The organism is Stenotrophomonas sp. GD03958 (assembly GCF_029839005.1).
In the GTDB taxonomy this organism is placed as follows: Bacteria; Pseudomonadota; Gammaproteobacteria; order Xanthomonadales; family Xanthomonadaceae; genus Stenotrophomonas; species Stenotrophomonas hibiscicola.
The window spans coordinates 1-17,336 of the sequence record NZ_JAOBZT010000004.1 but is presented as its reverse complement, the minus strand read 5'-3'; the positions used below and the strand labels follow the sequence as shown (position 1 = coordinate 17,336).

18 protein-coding genes are annotated in these 17,336 nt (G+C 66.3%); 4 read left to right on the top strand and 14 right to left on the bottom strand.

Annotated features, from left to right (window positions below):
- Positions 1 to 67 precede the first annotated feature (67 nt).
- Together N5C25_RS01845 and N5C25_RS01840 are read right to left on the bottom strand one after the other, a co-directional pair.
- Positions 68 to 838: an SDR family oxidoreductase gene (locus N5C25_RS01845; RefSeq protein ID WP_058980294.1), complete on the bottom strand. Its 771-nt coding sequence runs from the start codon at positions 836 to 838 to the stop codon at positions 68 to 70.
- Positions 835 to 1,062: a hypothetical protein gene (locus N5C25_RS01840; RefSeq protein ID WP_058980293.1), complete on the bottom strand. Its 228-nt coding sequence runs from the start codon at positions 1,060 to 1,062 to the stop codon at positions 835 to 837. Before N5C25_RS01840 ends, N5C25_RS01845 begins: the two co-directional genes overlap by 4 nt.
- A 145-nt stretch (positions 1,063 to 1,207) precedes the next feature.
- Between N5C25_RS01840 and N5C25_RS01835 the strand changes: the two genes are divergently transcribed.
- A complete protein-coding gene (locus tag N5C25_RS01835) occupies positions 1,208 to 2,239 on the top strand; it encodes a LysR family transcriptional regulator (RefSeq protein ID WP_005416157.1) in 1,032 nt (343 codons plus the stop codon).
- Positions 2,240 to 2,432: 193 nt separating this feature from the next.
- Here N5C25_RS01835 and N5C25_RS01830 read toward each other — a convergent pair whose 3' ends face one another.
- Together N5C25_RS01830 and N5C25_RS01825 are read right to left on the bottom strand one after the other, a co-directional pair.
- On the bottom strand, positions 2,433 to 3,128 hold the full coding sequence (locus N5C25_RS01830) for an OmpA family lipoprotein (RefSeq protein WP_005416156.1): 696 nt from the start codon (positions 3,126 to 3,128) through the stop codon (positions 2,433 to 2,435).
- A 140-nt stretch (positions 3,129 to 3,268) separates the two neighbouring features.
- The gene (locus N5C25_RS01825; protein ID WP_251102724.1) at positions 3,269 to 4,684 is read right to left on the bottom strand and encodes a deoxyribodipyrimidine photo-lyase; all 1,416 of its coding nucleotides are present in this window, start codon (positions 4,682 to 4,684) and stop codon (positions 3,269 to 3,271) included.
- 109 nt (positions 4,685 to 4,793) lie between these two features.
- Between N5C25_RS01825 and N5C25_RS01820 the strand changes: the two genes are divergently transcribed.
- Positions 4,794 to 5,378 (top strand): hypothetical protein, encoded by a 585-nt coding sequence (locus N5C25_RS01820; protein ID WP_134730638.1) that lies wholly within the window; start codon positions 4,794 to 4,796, stop codon positions 5,376 to 5,378.
- A 19-nt stretch (positions 5,379 to 5,397) separates the two neighbouring features.
- Here N5C25_RS01820 and N5C25_RS01815 read toward each other — a convergent pair whose 3' ends face one another.
- Genes N5C25_RS01815 through N5C25_RS01800 form a run of 4 tightly spaced genes read right to left on the bottom strand, consistent with a single transcriptional unit; the run spans position 5,398 to position 11,063 of the window.
- Positions 5,398 to 6,012 carry an inorganic diphosphatase gene (locus tag N5C25_RS01815; protein ID WP_021203979.1) on the bottom strand — a complete coding sequence of 205 codons (615 nt, stop codon included), beginning with the start codon at positions 6,010 to 6,012 and terminating at the stop codon, positions 5,398 to 5,400.
- Between the two features lie 10 nt (positions 6,013 to 6,022).
- Positions 6,023 to 7,372 (bottom strand): metallophosphoesterase family protein, encoded by a 1,350-nt coding sequence (locus N5C25_RS01810; RefSeq protein WP_279936315.1) that lies wholly within the window; start codon positions 7,370 to 7,372, stop codon positions 6,023 to 6,025.
- A gap of 14 nt (positions 7,373 to 7,386) precedes the next feature.
- Positions 7,387 to 8,505 (bottom strand): phytase, encoded by a 1,119-nt coding sequence (locus N5C25_RS01805; protein ID WP_279936225.1) that lies wholly within the window; start codon positions 8,503 to 8,505, stop codon positions 7,387 to 7,389.
- On the bottom strand, positions 8,502 to 11,063 hold the full coding sequence (locus N5C25_RS01800) for a TonB-dependent receptor (RefSeq protein ID WP_251102726.1): 2,562 nt from the start codon (positions 11,061 to 11,063) through the stop codon (positions 8,502 to 8,504). Before N5C25_RS01800 ends, N5C25_RS01805 begins: the two co-directional genes overlap by 4 nt.
- Before the next feature lie 171 nt (positions 11,064 to 11,234).
- Between N5C25_RS01800 and upp the strand changes: the two genes are divergently transcribed.
- Both upp and N5C25_RS01790 read left to right on the top strand, forming a co-directional pair.
- A complete protein-coding gene (gene upp, locus N5C25_RS01795) occupies positions 11,235 to 11,867 on the top strand; it encodes a uracil phosphoribosyltransferase (protein WP_005409099.1) in 633 nt (210 codons plus the stop codon).
- A 186-nt stretch (positions 11,868 to 12,053) separates the two neighbouring features.
- Positions 12,054 to 12,347, top strand: coding sequence for a PsiF family protein (locus tag N5C25_RS01790; protein ID WP_279936224.1), 294 nt, complete (start codon positions 12,054 to 12,056; stop codon positions 12,345 to 12,347).
- Positions 12,348 to 12,388: 41 nt separating this feature from the next.
- On the opposite strand, the gene N5C25_RS01785 is transcribed toward N5C25_RS01790, so the two are convergent.
- From N5C25_RS01785 to rsmD, 6 genes are all read right to left on the bottom strand, one after another.
- Entirely contained in the window at positions 12,389 to 13,276 is an 888-nt protein-coding gene (locus N5C25_RS01785; protein WP_019661213.1) for an MBL fold metallo-hydrolase, read from the bottom strand.
- 119 nt (positions 13,277 to 13,395) lie between these two features.
- Positions 13,396 to 15,126 (bottom strand): gamma-glutamyltransferase, encoded by a 1,731-nt coding sequence (gene ggt, locus N5C25_RS01780; protein WP_251102728.1) that lies wholly within the window; start codon positions 15,124 to 15,126, stop codon positions 13,396 to 13,398.
- The gene (locus N5C25_RS01775) at positions 15,123 to 15,404 is read right to left on the bottom strand and encodes a YfhL family 4Fe-4S dicluster ferredoxin (protein ID WP_010484376.1); all 282 of its coding nucleotides are present in this window, start codon (positions 15,402 to 15,404) and stop codon (positions 15,123 to 15,125) included. Before N5C25_RS01775 ends, ggt begins: the two co-directional genes overlap by 4 nt.
- Before the next feature lie 132 nt (positions 15,405 to 15,536).
- Positions 15,537 to 16,028 (bottom strand): hypothetical protein, encoded by a 492-nt coding sequence (locus tag N5C25_RS01770; protein WP_010484374.1) that lies wholly within the window; start codon positions 16,026 to 16,028, stop codon positions 15,537 to 15,539.
- Positions 16,029 to 16,088: 60 nt separating this feature from the next.
- Positions 16,089 to 16,598, bottom strand: a complete 510-nt coding sequence (gene coaD, locus N5C25_RS01765; protein ID WP_005416145.1) for a pantetheine-phosphate adenylyltransferase — start codon at positions 16,596 to 16,598, stop codon at positions 16,089 to 16,091.
- Positions 16,599 to 16,624: 26 nt separating this feature from the next.
- Entirely contained in the window at positions 16,625 to 17,203 is a 579-nt protein-coding gene (gene rsmD / locus N5C25_RS01760) for a 16S rRNA (guanine(966)-N(2))-methyltransferase RsmD (RefSeq protein ID WP_251102729.1), read from the bottom strand.
- Between the last annotated feature and the right edge of the window lie 133 nt (positions 17,204 to 17,336).

Here is a 17,336-nt window from a genome sequence, read left to right as displayed (position 1 = left end):
GTACAGCAATATGGGAACGTGTTGCAAAAATCGGCGGCGCATACTGCGACCTCAACCTTGGTCGAGGTCAAGCGACGCCTGCGGTATCGCGCCACAAAGGGGGAACTTCCAGGTGCAGCAGGCCGCGTGGCAGTTCGGCATCGCTGCTGTCGCAGCGGACGATGGCGCGGTTGTCCCGGCAACCATCGAGCAGCGAGACCACGCGGCGGCCGACCAGCAGCGAGCTGGGCCACTCGATGCAGGCGTTGGCCGCGTTGGCCGGGGTACACACCGGGCTGCAGACTTCCAGCATCTGCGCGCGCACGCCCAGCGCCTGCGCTTCCTGATGCACCACCTGCGCGTACATGCGCAGCGCGGCAGTAGTGATCGAGGTCTCGCCGTAGCCCGCCCAGGGCTTGGCGCTGGCCGGGCTGCCGATCATCACGTAGCGCCGTGCATGCACGTTGTCCTGCAGCAGCGGCAGCAGGTGGCGCACCGCGTGCACGTGCGGCATCAGGTCGGCCTGCATCGCGCCCAGCAGCTCATCGCCTTTGCGGTCGATCACCCGGCCGCGACGGTAGGGCCCGCCCATGGCCGCGATCACCGCGGCCAACGGACGCGGGCGCTGCCCGATGCGTTCGGCCAGGGCGCGTGCCGAGCCATCATCGCTGAGTGAACCCAGCAGCGTCTCCAGGCCCGGCTCATCGGCGAACTGCTCATGCAGCGCAGCCAGCCGGCCCGGATCGCGACCGACCACCAGCACCGGGCTGCCGGCTTCCAGCAAGGCGCCGACCACGCCCTGGCCCACGGCACCGGTACCACCGAGGACCAGAACTTCAGGCGTCAGTATCCCATTCACGGGACATTTCCTCCCAAATCCGGGATAGTCCCGATCCGGCGCAGCCGGTCACCCTTGGGAGGGGCCAAGCGGATGGCGCCGCCACGCTGCTGACGCATGGGCGCGGTAAACTCACGAAAGTCCTTGTGTACCAAGGAACTCGGACGGGCTTCGACGGTCATCGCCAGGTCCAGGGTGCTCTGGCCGGCGTTCCGGAGTCGGGCAAGAATGTTGCGCAGGCTCATGGCGGACGGGCTCCAATTAACGAATGGCGCCACGATAGACCTCAAACCTTTACTTGATTAGTCCTGATTAAGGGGAATAATCATCCCGCTCCCGGTCCAATCGTTCTGTCACGATTGTCCCATCCCCGACGTCCAGGATCCGACCATGTCCCACGATCTCAACGAGACGCTGATCTTCGTCAAAGTGGTCGAGCAAGGCAGCTTCATTGCCGCTGCCAAATCGCTCGGCCTGCCCAAGACCACGGTCAGCCGCAAAGTGCAGGAGCTGGAAACGCGCTTGGGCGCGCGCCTGCTGCACCGGACCACGCGCCGCCTCGGCCTGACCGAAGCTGGTTCGATCTACCACGAACATTGCCAGCGCATCGCACGCGAGCTTGAAGAGGCCGAAAGCGCGGTGAGCCAGCTGCAGTCCGGCCCGCGCGGCTGGCTGCGCTTCACCGTGCCCTATTCGATCGGCATCACCTGGATCGCCCCGCTGCTGGGCCAGTTCCATGCGCAGTACCCGGAGATCCGCCTGGACATGCACATGGGCAACGAAAAGCTGGACCTGATCGCCGGTGAAGCGGACCTGGCGCTGCGCGTGGGTGCCCTGCCCGATTCCAATCTGGTCGCGCGCAAGCTGGGCAGCCTGCGGACGCAGGTGTTCGCCAGCCCGGCCTACATCGAGCGCTACGGCGAGCCGCTGCATCCGGAAGAACTGCAGTTCCATCGCATCCTTGCGATGCGCAAGCCGTACCACACCGGCAACTCGCCGCGCTTCACCTGGCAGCTGGGCGAGAACGGTGGGGAACTGCGCGACTTCCCGGTTACCCCGCTGATGACCGCCAACGACATGTCTGCGTTGAATGGTGCATTGGTCTGTGGCGAAGGCCTGCTGCTGACCGGCGACGTGATGGCCAAGCCGTTCGTTGAATCGGGCATGGTGCGCCGCGTGCTGGCCGGCTGGACCGGCCCGGAAGTGGACTTCAACGCCGTGTTCGCCGGCGGCCGCCTGGTCTCGCCAAAGGTGCGTGCGTTTGTCGACTTCCTGGTCGAGAAGCTCAACTTCGACGCCAATTACATGCTGGCGCAGTGCCCGGGTGCGAAGCTGGCGCAGCAGCAGAAGGCACAGGAAGATGCCGCGCTGGAAAGCAGTGGCAAGCGGATCCTGGAGAAGGTGGCCGCTTCGGCGGCGTAGCCGGGGGTATCCACGCATGGCGTGGCTCTACCCGGGCGCGCGATGCCGGCTTCTGTAGAGTCGAGCACGGCTAGACTCCGCATACGCCATCGGCGTGCCGAGCAACGCTCGGCACCCACAAAAATGCCGCCTGCAAGGGCGGCATTTTCGTTCCGGCCGATGGCCGGACCGGCTCAAGCAGTAACGCTCCGCGTTACTGCTTGAGCGGAATCACCCGAATCTCGACGCGGCGGTTCTTGGCACGGCCGGCGTCGGTGCTGTTGTCGGCAATCGGATACGCCTTGCCGGCGCCCAGGGTTTCGATACGTACGCTCTGCACGCCCTGGCCGATCAGGTACTGGGCGACCGAGTCGGCGCGTTCCTTCGACAGTCGGTTGTTCACAGCGTCGCTGCCGATGCTGTCGGTGTGGCCGACCACTTCGATCATGGTCTGGTTGTACTCACGCAGCGTGCCGGCGACGCCGTTGAGCGAGCCGTAGAACTGCGGCTTCAGGGTGGCCTTGCCGAAATCGAAGGTGATGCCGTCCGGCAGGTTCAGCATGATGTTGTCGCCCTGGCGCTGCACATCGATGCCGGTGTTGGCGGTGCGCTCGCGCAGCGCGCGTTCCTGGCGATCCTGGTACTGGCCGACCGCGGCGCCGCTGAGCGCACCGATACCGGCGCCGATCAGGGCATGCTGGCGGCGCTCGGTGGCGCTGTCGCCGGTCAGCAGGCCGGCTGCCACGCCGATGGCGGTACCGATCAGCGCGTTACGACCGGTGCGGTTCTGCTGCTCGGTCGGATTGCCGTACTGGTCACTCTGCACGTAGGAGCCGCCGGTGGCGCAGGCCGACAGGACGGCCGCACTCATCAGGGCCAGTGCGACGTTGCGGGTGGTGTTGCGGATCATGAGGTTCTCCTTGGTTTCCGGACGGGCCGGCGGCTTGCGGGCGCAGAGAGAATAAACAGCCCGATGCGACGTCGGGATGATGATCCGGTGCGCCGACAGGGCCGCGTTCAGCTAACTGACCGGATCGCTCGGGTCACCCTTTACCCCGCCCCCGACTGGCGGTATGCCGCCAATGCGGCGTCGCGGCCTGCGGCCAGGTCCACCAGCGGCGTACGCGGATAGCCCGGGGCATGCGCCGCCAGCAGCAGCGGATGCTGCCACGGCGCAAACCGGGCCTTCATCGGCAGCGCGGCCAGTTCGGGCACCCAGCGGCTGATGTACCGTGCCTGCGGATCGAATTTCTCGGCCTGAGTCACGGGGTTGAACACCCGGAAGTACGGAGCGGCATCGGCGCCAGTCCCGGCCACCCATTGCCAGCCCATGGTGTTATTGGCCAGGTCGGCATCGACCAGGGTGTCCCAGAACCAGCGCGCGCCATGCAGCCAGTGCGCGCGCAGGTGCTTGCACAGGTAGCTGGCCACGATCATCCGCACCCGGTTGTGCATGTAGCCGGTGTGCCACAGCTCGCGCAGGCCGGCATCGACGATCGGCACGCCGGTATTGCCGCGCTGCCAGTCGTGCAGCTGCGTGGCACTCGGAGTGGCCCACGGGAAACGGTCGAAGCGCGGGTTGAGGTTATCGGTGGGCGTCTTCGGGAAGTGATGCAGCAGGTGGTAGGCGAAGTCACGCCAGCCCAGCTGGCGCAGGTAGCCGTCGATGTCGGCGTCGGTGCCGGCGCTACGCACCCCTTCCAGCGCATGGGCAATCCGCCAGGGTGCGATTTCGCCGAAATGCAGGTGCGGCGACAGCCGCGAGGTCCCGACACGGTCCGGCAGGTCACGCTGCTCGCGATACCCGCGAAGGGCACCGTCTTCAAAGACGGACAGTGCTTCCAGCGCACCGGCTTCACCCGGCTGCCAGTGCGCCCAGAAGCCGGTATCCCAGTCCAGCGTCGGTGCCAGCTGGAGATCATCCAATGCCAGGCTGTCGACCGCGTGCGGCGCCAGTGCTTCCGGTGCAGCCTGCAGTGCCGGCAGGCGCCAATGACTGAGTACATTGCGCCAGTACGGCGTAAATACCTTGTACGGCTGGCCCTGCTGCGTGGCAATGTCCCAGGGTTCGAACAACAGGCTGCCATTGCAGCTCTGCGCGTCGATGCCCTGCTCGCGCAGCGTGCGCTTGATGGCCGCGTCGCGGGGCTGTGTGGCCGGTTCGTACTTGCGGTTCCAGTACACCGCCTCGGCGCCCGCCTGCTCGATCAGCAACTGCAGGGCCGGCAGGCTATCGCCGCTGCGCAGCACCAGCGAGGAACCCCGCGCGCGCAGGTCCGCATCCAGCGCGGCCAGTGAACGGTGGCGCCAGGCATCGGAGGCCGCACCGGGCACCCATTCGCCTTCCTCGTGCGGCGCGTGGATGTAGACCGGCACCACATCGTGACCTGCATCCAGCGCGGCCTGCAGGGCCGGATTGTCCTGCAGCCGCAGATCACGGCGGAACCATACCAACGCTACCGACACAGGCACTGCCTTCGTTGTGGAAGGCGCACATGATAGCCAGCGGTGGTGAAGGCGATGCGCGCAGACGCTGTCTGCTAGGCTGCACGGCCGCTACCCGTTGGACTCTGACATGGAAGATCTGCACGCCTCATTCGCCCGCTTCGGGCTGCTGCATGCCCAGCACGAGCGTGACTGGCAGGGCCCGTTCCCGCTGCCCCCCGTACTGGCACGTTTTTACGCGCAGGTGGGGCCGCTGGGCGAAGAGATCAATGCCAGGGTTGGCCGCGCCGGCATCACCGTTCCCGGCCTTGATGTCTGGATACCGCCACTGCAACGCCTGTGGAGCCAGCAGGCCGGCTATCGATGGCACGGCGTCAGCGGCGAACGGATCAACGACTGGCCATCGAACTGGCTGGTGATTGCCGATCGCAGCGCCGATCCCTTCATCCTCGACCTGGACGATGGCCGTGTACTGTTCAGCCATCACGGTGCCGGCCTGCTGGATGCCGGCGAGATCACCGCCGATGTGCCGACCCTGATGGCGGCTCTGGCTGCAGCGGGCACGGTATACCTCGATGCCGGCGATGACCTCTACAACGACGATGATGATGGCGGCATCCGCCCTGAACACCAGGAGGCAGCAGTACAGGCGGTGGCCCGGGTACTGGGCGACCGCCTGCAGGCCGAATCGTTCATCGAGACGTTGCTGGACTGAATCCACGCATGGCGTGGATCTACTTTTCGAAGCGCTTCATCGCTTCGCTGATCAGTGCCCTCGCCTCGGCGGCGTTGCCCCAACCGTTGAGCTGCACCGGGTTGCGCCCGGCCGGCAGGTCCTTGTAGACCCGGAAGAAGGCCTCGATGCGCTGGCGCTCGACCTCCGGCAGATCCTTCAGATCGCGGATCGTGGCGTAGGTCGGGTCGACCTTGTCGGTCGGTACGCCGATGATCTTCTCGTCGTGCTCGCCGCCATCGATCATCTTCAGGTAACCGATCGGCCGGAAGCGCACGATCACGCCCGGATGCAGGGGTTCACGGGTCAGCACCAGCGCGTCCAGCGGATCGTTGTCGCCAGCCAGCGTGCGCGGCATCGAACCGTAGTTGGCCGGATAGGCGACCGGCATCGACTGGAAGCGATCCACATGCACCAGGCCGTCTTCCTTGATCTCGTACTTGGTGAAGCTGCCGGCAGGAATCTCCACCGCCAGGTGAACTTCATCCGGGGCCTGCTTCGGCTGGTCGGCCAGGAACGGGTGCAGCACGGTATCGGCAGCGGTCACTGCACTGGCCAGCAACAGCAGTGCCGCACCGATGGCAGCGAGAGGAACGATACGGCGGTGCGTGGTCATCGGCATCTCCTCATTCCCAGCAGCGGTCGGTACGACCCTTGGCGGTCTGTGCGCGCGGGCAGTCGCGTGGCGTAATGCGGCCTTCGGTCAGCTCCGTGCGCTGCTTGCCCCCCTTGGCATCGCGGCGCAACTCGAAGGCATCGTAGAGACGACCGGTCACGGTACGCGCCTCATAGCGCAGGCGCTGCGGATCGATGTTCAACACCTGGAACAGCTGAGTGTCCTCGGCCACCGGATCCATCGTCTTTCGCGCCTCGTCGGAGAGACGGTACTGCTTGGGCCCGGCCACGGTCACCACGTACTGCGGGGTTGCGGCCTGCCCTTCGCCACGGCGGCCGTAGGTGTGATCGTGGCCCTGCAACACCAGGTCAACATTGTGGCGGCGCACCACCGGCAGCAGCACGTCACGCAACGCGGCGTTCTCGCGCCCTTCGCGCGGCGAGTAGAACGGCTGGTGCAGCAGCACGATGGTCCACGCCTGCCGATTGCCGGTCAGCACCTTGTCCAGCCACTGTGCCTGTGCCTTGGCGGTGCCCAGGTCGAGTGCCGATGTGCCATCGACCACGGCCACGCGCACGCCCTGCGCATCGAACCAGTAGCTGGTCTGGTGCGCGGCGGTGGCACCATTGCCCGGCAGCGCGAACGTCACCGGCCAGTGCCGGCCCAGCACGCGGCGCTCCCGCGGAGTGTCCTCGAACTCCTCGAAGTACTCGTGGTTGCCGATCGCCGGCGCCACCAGGGTCTCCTGCGCCAGCCAACCGGTGGCGGCAAACCATTCGCCCCACTCGCTGTCATCGGCACCATCACCTCCACTGACCAGATCGCCAGCGAACAAGCTCATGCGCGCCTCGGGTGCGGCCTTCTGCGCGGCGCGCACCACTCGGCTGACATGGCTGACGTTCTTGTTCTGGGTGTCGCCAAAGTACAGCAGGGTCAGCGGCTGGTCGGCGGCGGCCAGCGTACGCAGCTGGTTCCAGGCGCTCCAGCTGCCGTTGCCCTGCACCCGATAGACGTACTGGGTATCCGGCCGCAGGCCGCTGATGTCGGCGCGATGATGATGCGACAGACCGTTCTCGGTCTGTAGCGAACGGGTCGTTGCGCGCACCTGGCGGATGCCCTCGATGGCGGGCGAATCTGCGGCGGGGGCAATCTCCAGCAGCGGTGCCTGCACGCTGCCGTCGGTACGCCAGGCCACGGCGAACCCATGGCTGGGATCGGCCGACGGGGAGGCGACGATGCGGTCCGGTACCGTCGTCGCCGCGTAGTGGCGGCTGCCCGCCGGCACCTGGGTATTGGCTTCGGCTGCTGCGAACGACAGCGACGGGAGGGCCAGCAGCAGGCCCAGTGCCAACGTAGGCATCACGCAGTGCCGGCTCATGCACCACACTCCAGCGGTAGCGCCAGCTGCTTGGCGATGCTCTCCCAGTCGAAGGCCACCACGCCCTGGTCGTCGTGCACGGCGTACAGCGCACCATGCGGGAAGCGCGCGCTGGGTTGCTGCATCATCCAGATGCCATCGGTGTTGGCCACGGTATTGCCCTGGAACGCGCCGACCGGTTTCAGCGTGTGCCGGTCGAACAGGTGGAACACGCTGCGCTGCTTGCCCTGTTCGGTGGTGATCCACCAGCCGTCCTTGCCACAGGTGCGCAGGGTCACGCCTTCGGCCTGTGCCTTGAAAACGTCGCGGCCGAAGGTGGTGCCGGTGAAGCGGCCCGCCAGGGTGTAGACCTTGAACTCGCTGGCGTAGCTCTCGTCCTCTTCGGCGATCAGCAGGCGGTCGTTCTCGGGATCGCCCCAGATCGACTCGACCACGCGCAGCGCACCGGCCTCGGTGGTGTCACCGATGCTGGCGACAAGCTTCGCGTCGACCTTCGCGCCATTGCGGGACACGTGGTACTGGCGCACGCGCTTGTCCAGCTCGGCCAGCGGCGGCAGGATGTCACGCCCCTGCGCATCCTCGCCGTTGTCCCAGGAGTCGGTGACGTAGACGCTGTAGCCATCGGCACGGCGGTCGACCCACAGCCCGTACGGCTTGCGCAGGTCGTCGGCAGCGAACGTCGCCAGCGGCGTGAAGTCCGGCAGGCTCAGCACCTGCACACGGTGATTGTCGCGCTCCACGATCCACAGCAGGTCGTCGATCACCGCGATACCGTTTGGGCGGTCGAACTGCCCCGGTGCGGTGCCGCTGCTGCCGACGTCACGCAGGTGCTGCCCGGTGCTGCCGTCGTAGACCACCAGCTTGTCGGTGGCCTTGGCGGTGGCGATCAGCCACAGCGCGCCGTCCGGCGCGCGCCAGGCTGCAGGCGAGTCGATGTTGTCGGCCGGGGTCATCGGTGACAGGAAGGCCTCGGCGATGGTGGTCACCACGCGCTCGCCCCCGGCGGCCGGCGCGGCTAGTCCCGCAACCGGATCGGTGCCGGTGGCCGGCGTGCAGCCGGCGACCAGCGCGGCTGCCAGCGCGGCGGCCAGGAAGGTGAAGCCACGCCCCCTCACAGCGCCACCTTCAGGCCCAGCGCATAGGTGCGGCCGTACTCTTCCATCTGCAGGGTGCGCGAACGGGTGCCCTGGTAAAGCTCCAATGGCTTGTCCAGCAGGTTCTGCGCTTCGAAGTACACGCTCACGCTTGGGGTGAACTTGTAGTCAAGCGAGAAATCGAGCTGGGTGTTGGGTGCCACGTAGATGTCGAACGCGCGGCCCTTGCCGATGCTGTCCAGATACTCGCTGCGGTACACGGCCGCCAGGCGCGTGCTTACACCATACTTTTCATAACCGATGTGTGCGCTGTAGACATGCTTGGAAGCGCGCGGCAGCATGAAGTCCTCGCCCGCACGGTCCTTGATGCCGGCATCGAACTCGGTATCCAGCCAGGTGCCACTGGCGCCGACCAGCAGGCCATCCAGGCCCTCCGGCAGGAAGGCCAGCTGCTGCTGCCAATTGAATTCGGCACCACGCACGGTGGCCTTGCGGCCATTGATCGGTTGGGTCACGTCGTATCCGCCGTAGGCCGGATCATTGGTGCGCACGGTCTCCACGATGTAACCGTCGATCGATTTATGGAACAGGCCCAGCGAAACGATGCCACTGCTGCCGATGTACTTCTCCACCGAGAGGTCGATGTTCTTCGACTCGTACGGGTCCAGGTCCGGGTTGCCCAGGCGCACTTCCTCGTCACCCCGGCTGTAACCCACGCGCGGCGAAACGTCGCCGAAGGATGGGCGCGATACGGTCTTGTTGGCCGAGGCGCGCAGCACCCAGTCATCGGCCGCGTCATAGCGCAGGTGCAGGCCCGGCAGCACGTTGGTGTAGCTGCTGTTGGCCACGCGCGGGGCAACGGTGAAGCTGCGGCCGTTGGCAGCGACGTCCACCTGGTTGCCGATCGCCTTGAACTGCGTGTTTTCCACGCGAACACCGCCGATGATGCGCAGTGCGCCCACGTCCCAGGTACCCATGGCGTAGCTGGCGAAGATGTCTTCGCTGGCCACGTAATCCTCTTCCAGCGACGTCATCGCGTTGCCGCCGACGTCCTGCGGGCGGGCGCTGTACTGGCTGCCATTGGCCGCCCAGAAGGCACGCATCGCCGCCGAATCCATGCCGTCGCCGAAGTTGCCGTGGCGATGTTCGGGCGAGGAGGTGGTCCAGCCCGCCAGCGCCACCTTCGGGCCGACGCGCAGTTCGCGCTCATCCACATTCACGTCGCGGTCGCGCCAGCGGCCCAGCAGGCCGAACTTGATGCTGCTGCTGTCGCCGTCGAAGCGCACGTTGACCTGCGCGCTGTGTTCCTTGTCATTCACCTGCTTCGGCGAGATCACGAAACGATCGAACGCGTAGTTGGCATTGTCCAGCCACTGCGGATTGTCGAAGCTGTAGCTGGGCAGGCGGCTGCGCTGGTCCAGCGTGCCGTTGAAGGCCTTTCCGTTGAGCTTGAAGCGCGCCTCCATCTCGTCATTTACCCGCTCTTCGGTACGGGTGTAGCCGATCCGGTAATCGACCACGGCATTGGTCAACTTGTTCTCGCCACCCAGGCTGGCCGCGAAGGTGTTTTCCTTCTTGGTGCGATAGCGCATGCGCTTGTCGATGGAATCCTTCGGCATGCCGTCCAGGCGGTACTGGTCGGTGCCGGTCTTGACCATCTTCGCGTCATCGAAGTTGAAGATCACGCGTTGACGGGTCTCCGCATCATCGAACTGACTGTACAGCGTGCGCAGGTAGTACTTGCTGTTTTCGTTCGGCCGCCAGTCGAGGTTGAGGTTGGCGCCGATGCGCTTGCGCTCGATCTCGTACTTGCGGTGCTGCAGGTTGATCGCGGTGACGTCGCCAGGTGCGGCGTCATCCTCGCCGTCGTACTCCACTTCGGTGTTGTCCGACTCGAACTTCCGCTTCTGGTAGTTCACGCCCAGGGCCACGCCGAAGGTGTCGTTGAACACTTCGCTGTAGTTGAAGGCGGCCTTGGGGCTGGTCTCGCCGGACAACTGCTGGTGGCTGCCTTCGATCTTGCCACGCAGGCTGCGACCGTCGCGGTCGAAGGCCGAAGCTGATTCCACCAGTACGGCGCCGCCGATGGCATCACCGGGCATGTCCGGGGTCGGCGACTTGACCACGCGCAGGCGTTCGGTGGAGTCGGACGGGATAACGTCCAGCGGCGCGGCGCGGCTGGAATCTTCCGGCGTGCCGACGGCGATGCCATCCACGCTGACGCTGTTGAGATTGGCATCCAGGCCGCGGATGACCACGAAGCGGCCCTCGCCCTGGTCGCGGGTCACGCTGATGCCCGGCAGGCGCTGCAGCGACTCGGCCACGTTCTTGTCCGGGTACTGGCCCAGTGCGTCGGAGGACACTGCATCCTCGATGGCGTCGCTGCTGCGCTTGAGGTCGACTGCGCGGATCTGCGACTCGAGCTGGGCGCGTACTTCGATGCGGTCCAGGTCGACCGCGTCGGCGGCCACGGCGCCGGTGGCGGCTACCGCCTGCTGCCCGGCCGCCTGCAGCGGTGCTGCGGCCCCCATTGCCAGGGTCAGGGTGATGGCAACGGCCAACGGAGTCTTGATATGCACTGGGAATCCCCATTCCTGTTAAGAATGGGTCTGCACGGTATGTCCGCAAGGTTGCATGGCCATGACATGCATCCGCACATTTCCGGTCACGCCGCTCCGGGGCCGGTTTGGGATTCGACACGCCAATCCGGCAAAATGGCGTCCTCTCTCTCCTTTCCCCCCTTCCCGACCATGAAGATCGTCGAAGTGCGCCATCCGCTGGTGCAGCACAAGATCGGCCTGATGCGCAATGCCGCGCTCAGCACCAAGGATTTCCGCGAACTGGCCAACGAGCTGGGCACCCTGCTGGCCTACGAGGCCACCGCCGACCTGGACACCGAGCCGCACACCCTGCCCGGCTGGGCCGGCCCGGTGACGGTTCAGCGCATTGCCGGCGCCAAGATCACCGTGGTGCCGATCCTGCGTGCCGGCCTGGGCATGCTCAGCGGCGTGCTGTCGCTGATCCCGGCCGCCCGTGTCAGCGTGGTGGGCCTGCAGCGCGATGAGGAAACCCTGCAGCCGGTGCCCTACTTCGAGCGCCTGACCGGCCGCCTGGAAGAGCGCGACGCACTGATCCTCGACCCGATGCTGGCCACCGGCGGCACGCTGATCGCCACCATCGACATGCTCAAGCGCGCCGGCGCCCGTCGCATCAAGGGCATCTTCCTGGTGGCCGCGCCCGAAGGCATCGAAGCAGTGAAGGCCGTGCATCCGGACGTGGAGATCTACACCGCGGCCATCGATGCCCAGCTCAACGACAAGGGCTACATCCTGCCGGGCCTGGGCGACGCCGGCGACCGCATCTTCGGAACCCGCGTCGGGTAATCCCGGTGAACGGGTCGGATCCCTCTCCGCAGGAGAGGGCTCTGACCCGCCAACCACTCGCGGGCGCGCTTCGCCGCGGCACGTGAACGCCCGTGGACGCGGGCGTGGCCGACGCGTGATTCTTCACGTGGCCTTACCGGTCGGAAGCGAATGCTCCGCGCACCCGCCAGCGCTTGGAGCATTCCGATGAAAGCCGCTTTCCTGCTGGCCGCCGTCCTGCTGGTTGGCCTGCCCCTGGCTGCCAACGCCACCCCCCCGCAGCAGCAGCGCATGGCCGAATGTTCGGCCAAGAACAAGGGGCTGAAGGGTGATGCCTACAAGACCGCGCAGAGTTCCTGCCTCAGCGGCCACGCCGCCGAACCCAAGGCGGTCAATCCACAGCAGGAACGCATGCGCAAGTGCAATGCCGACGCGGGTGCGAAGAAGCTGGCAGGCGATGCGCGCAAGACCTTCATGAGCAGCTGCCTGAAGGCGTCGTAACGACGAGTGATGTAGAGCCGAGCCCACGCTCGGCTCTGCCGTTACCCCAGGGCGCGCGCCTTCAGCTCGCCCTGTTCGTGCAGGGTCACGAAACGTCCCTTGTCATCACGGCCCAGCTGCGCCAGCGCCACCTGCGGGTCGTGGGTGAAGAACAGCCGCACGTTGCGCGCCAGCTTGTCTTCAAGGAACTGCCGCTTCTCGTCGATCAGCAGCTCGGCGTTGCGGTCGTAGCCCATGGTGATCGGCACGTGTACCCATGAGCGCCCCGGGATCAGGTCGGCACAGAACACCACGCCACCGTGCGCATCTTCACCGGCATGCGCATGACCAACGATCTCGGCCAGCATCAGCCCCGGCGTATGCCCGTCGCTGTAGCTGAAGCGCACGCTGCGGCCAAGTGCCTTCGAGTACTCCCCCTCCACCACTTCCAGGCGGCCACTGGCCTGCAGCAGGCCGGGCAGCTCAGGAATGAAACTGGCCCGATCGCGCGGGTGTGGCTGCACGGCGCGCTGCCAATGCTGCGCACCGACCACGTAGGTCGCGTTGGGGAACAGCAGCTCGGGTTCACGCCCTTCGCTCCATGCCGCCAGCAGGCCGCCAGCATGATCGAAATGCAGGTGGCTGAGCACCACCACATCGATATCCTCGTGCTCGAAGCCGGCTTCGCGCAACGAATCGATCAGTACGTGCTGACTTTCCTGCACGCCGTAGCGCTCGCGCATGCGCGGATCGAAGAACGCCCCGATACCGGTTTCAAACAGCACGGTCTTGCCTTCCAGCGGACTGGCAAGCAGCGCACGGCAGGCCAGCTCGATGCGATTGAGCTCGTCCGGAGCCGCCCATTTTTCCCACAACGCGCGCGGCGCGTTGCCGAACATCGCGCCGCCATCAAGGCGTTGCGAGTTTCCACGAATAGACCAGAGTTTCATGTGTCGATTATCGGCGCCGGACCGTTAAATAATCGCTAGAAAGTAAACGGAAAACCCCGCCGGCGAAGACGGGGTTTCGATATCCGCCGAAGTGCCGGCCAGTGGCCGGCACTCTCACGTCAATGGGCCGGCACGACCTGGGCACTGCCCACCGGATTGCGCGGGTCGCTGCCGCCGAACAGTCGGTTCGCCTTGCGGTCCCATTCCACGGTCTGCAGGTTGCCCCACACGTGGCTGGAACCGCGGCCGCCTGCGGCGACATTGCCCGGCAGGTCGATCTTGTGGCCCATCGCCTGCAGCTGCTTCACCGTCGCCGCGTCGAATGCATCGTCCTCAGCTTCGATCAGGTCCGGCAGCCACTGGTGGTGATAGCGCGGCAGCGCAGCAACCTGCTGCGCGTCCAGGCCGGCGTCGTAGCCGAGGATGCCCAGCAGCACCATGGTGATGATACGGCTGCCACCCGGGGTGCCCAGCACGATCACCTTTTCGCTGTTTTCCATGAAGGTCGGCGTCATCGAGCTGAGCATGCGCTTGCCCGGCTTGGGCGCATTGGCCTCGTAGCCCATCACGCCGAATGCATTGGGCGTGCCTGGTTTCAGCGCGAAGTCGTCCATCTCGTTGTTCAGCAGCACGCCGGTGCCCTTCGGAATCAGCCCCGAGCCGTACAGCAGGTTGACGGTCTGGGTGGCGCCGACACGGTTGCCGTCACGGTCGATGATCGAGAAGTGCGTGGTCTCGTCATCTTCCAGCGGGGTCGGGTTGCCCGACAGCAGGTCGCTGGGCGTGGCCTTCTCCGGATGGATGGTCGCCCGCAGGCCCTGTGCGTAGTCCTTGCTGGTCAGCACCTTCTGCGGGATCTGCACGAAGTCCGGATCGCCGAGGAAGAAGGTGCGGTCACGGTAGGCACGGCGCATCGATTCCACCACCAGGTGGGTGCGGTGCGCCGGGTCCATCTTCTTGATGTCCCAGCCTTCCAGGATCTGCAGCATGCTGGCCAGCGCGATGCCACCGGACGACGGCGGCGGCGCGGTGGTGATCTTCCAGCCGTTGTAGTTGAACACGATCGGTTCGCGCTGCTTCACGCGATAGCCGGCCAGCTCTTCAGCGGTCCACTGGCCGCCGGCCTGCTTCACGCCGGCCAGCAACAGCTTTCCGGTCTGGCCCTTGTAGAAGCCATCGAAGCCACCTGCGGCCAAGCGCTCCAGCGTCTGTGCCAGCTCCGGCTGCTTGAACAGGTCACCGCTGGCGATCGGCTTGCCGTTGCGCAGGTAGACCTCACGGGTGCCGGGATAGCGCTCCATCACCTCACGGCGAGAGGCATAGCCCTTGGCCATGCGCTCGTAGACCGGGAAGCCTTCGCGCGCGATGCGGATCGCCGGCTGCAGCGATGCCGACAGCGGCAGCTTGCCGTGCTTGGCCGACAGCTCGACCAGCGCCGCAGGCAGGCCCGGAATACCGGCCGACCACGCACCGTTGACCGAGCGGTCACGGTCGAGGTTGCCCTGCTTGTCGAGGAAGGCCTGCGGGGTCGCGGCGGCCGGCGCGGTCTCGCGCGCGTCCAGCATCACGTCCTTTCCGGTGGCCGCATCGTGCAGCAGGAAGAAGCCGCCACCGCCCAGACCGGAACTGATCGGCTCGACCACCGCCAGCGTGGACGACACCGCCACTGCTGCGTCGAAGGCGTTGCCGCCCTGGGCCAGGATGTCGATACCGGCCTGGGTGGCCAGCGCATGGCCGCTGGCAATGGCGGCGCCATCAGGGCGCTCGGCACGGACCGGGCTGCCGGCCCAGGCAATCGGGCTCAGCAGCAGGCCGAGCAGCAACAGGGGGCGAACGATCAGCGTCTTCATTCGGATGGGGGCTCCGCGTAGAGTTCGGGGTGATCGTGCTGCAGCTGGCGCAGCTTGGCCAGCAGCTGGTCTTCCGTTTCCACGATCTCCGGATCCGGGTCGATGCACTCGACCGGGCAGACGACCACGCACTGTGGCTCGTCGAAATGACCCACGCATTCGGTGCACCGCGCAGGGTCGATCACGTAGATGGTTTCACCCATCGAAATGGCCTGGTTCGGGCAGGCCGGCTCGCAGACGTCGCAGTTGACGCAGAGCTCGTTGATTTTCAGCGACATGGCGATACTCCTCGCCCGCGCCTTGGGACAAAGGACCGGCCAGCGCGGGCGCGCGGGCCGGTCAGGTCATCAGCGGCACCCTTGCGGGGTGCCGCCCGGGCCATGCCGGAGCATGGCCGCCATGGCTCGGTATTACTTGGCTTCGACGAAAATGTACTCGGCGCCGGTCGGCTGGACCGCCGCCTGCACGCGAGCGTTGTCGGCCGACTGGCCGATGAAGACGACGCGCACGCCCTTCATCGAATCCGGCGCCACGTCCTTGAACACAGCCTGGATCATGTCAGCCATCTTGCCCGAGGCCGACGAACCGAAGGCCAGCATGTTGCCCGGCTGCACGCCACGGGCCACCGCCTGGGTCGCGCTCTCGGTCTGGCGCTCGTACTTGGCCTGGAAGTCCGGGTCCGATTCCGGCGAGAGGTAGTACAGGAACGGGCTGTTGCTGATGTTGCCCATGTTCTGGATGGCCACTTCCTGCAGGTACTTCTTCCAGCCTGCATCGTCATCCTTGGACGGCGCGACCAGGGCCTGCTTGGCCTCGTCGACCGGAGCGGCCTCTTCCTTCTTGCAGGCGGTGAAGGCCAGGGCCAACGAAGCGATCAGCATCGCGCGCATGGTGGTGTTCATGGGTTTCCTCCCGGAATGGTGCGTGGTGGTGTACGTAATGGGGTGCGGGTACAGCGGGGCTTACGACTGTGCCGCCTTCGCTTCGCGGACCTTGCGCAGGGCTTCGAGCACCGCGGCCGGCACGAAGCCGGACACGTCGCCACCCAGGCGGGCGATCTCGCGGACCAGCGAGGACGAAATGAAGCTGTGCTGCTCGGCCGGGGTCAGGAACAGGGTCTCGACCTCGGGGATCAGGTGGCGGTTCATGCTGGCCATCTGAAATTCGTATTCGAAGTCGGACACCGCGCGCAGGCCGCGCAGCAGCACCCCGCCCTGCACCGAACGTACGAAATGCGCCAGCAGGGTATCGAAGCCGATGACCTCGACATTGCCGTGATGGGCCAGGGCGCCGCGTGCCAGCTGCACGCGCTGCTCCAGCGGCAGCGCCGGGCCCTTGGACGGGCTCTGCGCCACGCCGACCACGACTTTTTCGAACAGCGGCGCGGCCCGGCTGACCAGGTCGATATGACCGTTGGTGATCGGATCGAATGTGCCGGGATACACGGCAATGCGGCGGTTGGCCACGGTCATGGGCGGGTGCAGATGTTCAGATGAGGTCAAAGTGTAGCAGTGGCGCGGCGGTACAGGGCAAAGCGCACCTCGCGGGTGCCGCCCTCGCGGTGCAGCAGCCAGTCCGGCGGCAGCACCGGCACGTGGCCGGCCGGCGATTCCAGGTACAGCCAGGCATCGGCGGCCAGGTGCCGCGGCAGCTGGGCCAGCACGTCCTGCCACAGGCCATCGGCGAACGGCGGGTCGATGAAGACCAGATCGGCCTGCTGCGCCTGCGCCCCTTGCAGCCAGCGCAGGGCATCGGCCTGCACCACGGTGATCTGGTCGCTGGCTTGCAGCCTGGTCGCGGCGGCGGTCAGGTTGCGCCCCAGCTGAGCATCACGCTCGACCAGGGTGGCGTGAGCAGCGCCGCGCGAAACCGCCTCCAGGCCCAGCGCGCCACTGCCGGCGAAAAGGTCCAGCACCCGCGCCCCGCCCAGCTTGGGCATCAGCCAGTTGAACAGGGTTTCGCGCACGCGGTCGCTGCTGGGACGCAGCCCCGGCAGGGTCGGCACCGGCAGGCGGGTGTTACGCCAGCGACCACCGATGATGCGGACCTGACCGTCATTGCCCCCACGGCCGCTCACAGGCGCCCCCGGCGGGGTTCATTCGAGAATTTCAGCATGAGCGGGATTGTAGTCGTCCGGGCGGCGCCCGGAACCCGCAGAGGCCGAAGCAACAGCCAGAGCAACGGCAAAAGCTGGTTTCCTGTGGGTAGGC

Bases quoted from the DNA above. Each gene is read 5' to 3' on its own strand.
- N5C25_RS01840 (WP_058980293.1), bottom strand. From the start codon at position 1,062: ATGAGCCTGCGCAACATTCTTGCCCGACTCCGGAACGCCGGCCAGAGC.
- N5C25_RS01835 (WP_005416157.1), top strand. From the start codon at position 1,208: ATGTCCCACGATCTCAACGAGACGCTGATCTTCGTCAAAGTGGTCGAG.
- N5C25_RS01830 (WP_005416156.1), bottom strand. From the start codon at position 3,128: ATGATCCGCAACACCACCCGCAACGTCGCACTGGCCCTGATGAGTGCG.
- N5C25_RS01820 (WP_134730638.1), top strand. From the start codon at position 4,794: ATGGAAGATCTGCACGCCTCATTCGCCCGCTTCGGGCTGCTGCATGCC.
- N5C25_RS01815 (WP_021203979.1), bottom strand. From the start codon at position 6,012: ATGACCACGCACCGCCGTATCGTTCCTCTCGCTGCCATCGGTGCGGCA.
- N5C25_RS01810 (WP_279936315.1), bottom strand. From the start codon at position 7,372: ATGCCTACGTTGGCACTGGGCCTGCTGCTGGCCCTCCCGTCGCTGTCG.
- upp (WP_005409099.1), top strand. From the start codon at position 11,235: ATGAAGATCGTCGAAGTGCGCCATCCGCTGGTGCAGCACAAGATCGGC.
- N5C25_RS01790 (WP_279936224.1), top strand. From the start codon at position 12,054: ATGAAAGCCGCTTTCCTGCTGGCCGCCGTCCTGCTGGTTGGCCTGCCC.
- N5C25_RS01785 (WP_019661213.1), bottom strand. From the start codon at position 13,276: ATGAAACTCTGGTCTATTCGTGGAAACTCGCAACGCCTTGATGGCGGC.
- ggt (WP_251102728.1), bottom strand. From the start codon at position 15,126: ATGAAGACGCTGATCGTTCGCCCCCTGTTGCTGCTCGGCCTGCTGCTG.
- N5C25_RS01775 (WP_010484376.1), bottom strand. From the start codon at position 15,404: ATGTCGCTGAAAATCAACGAGCTCTGCGTCAACTGCGACGTCTGCGAG.
- N5C25_RS01770 (WP_010484374.1), bottom strand. From the start codon at position 16,028: ATGAACACCACCATGCGCGCGATGCTGATCGCTTCGTTGGCCCTGGCC.
- coaD (WP_005416145.1), bottom strand. From the start codon at position 16,598: ATGACCGTGGCCAACCGCCGCATTGCCGTGTATCCCGGCACATTCGAT.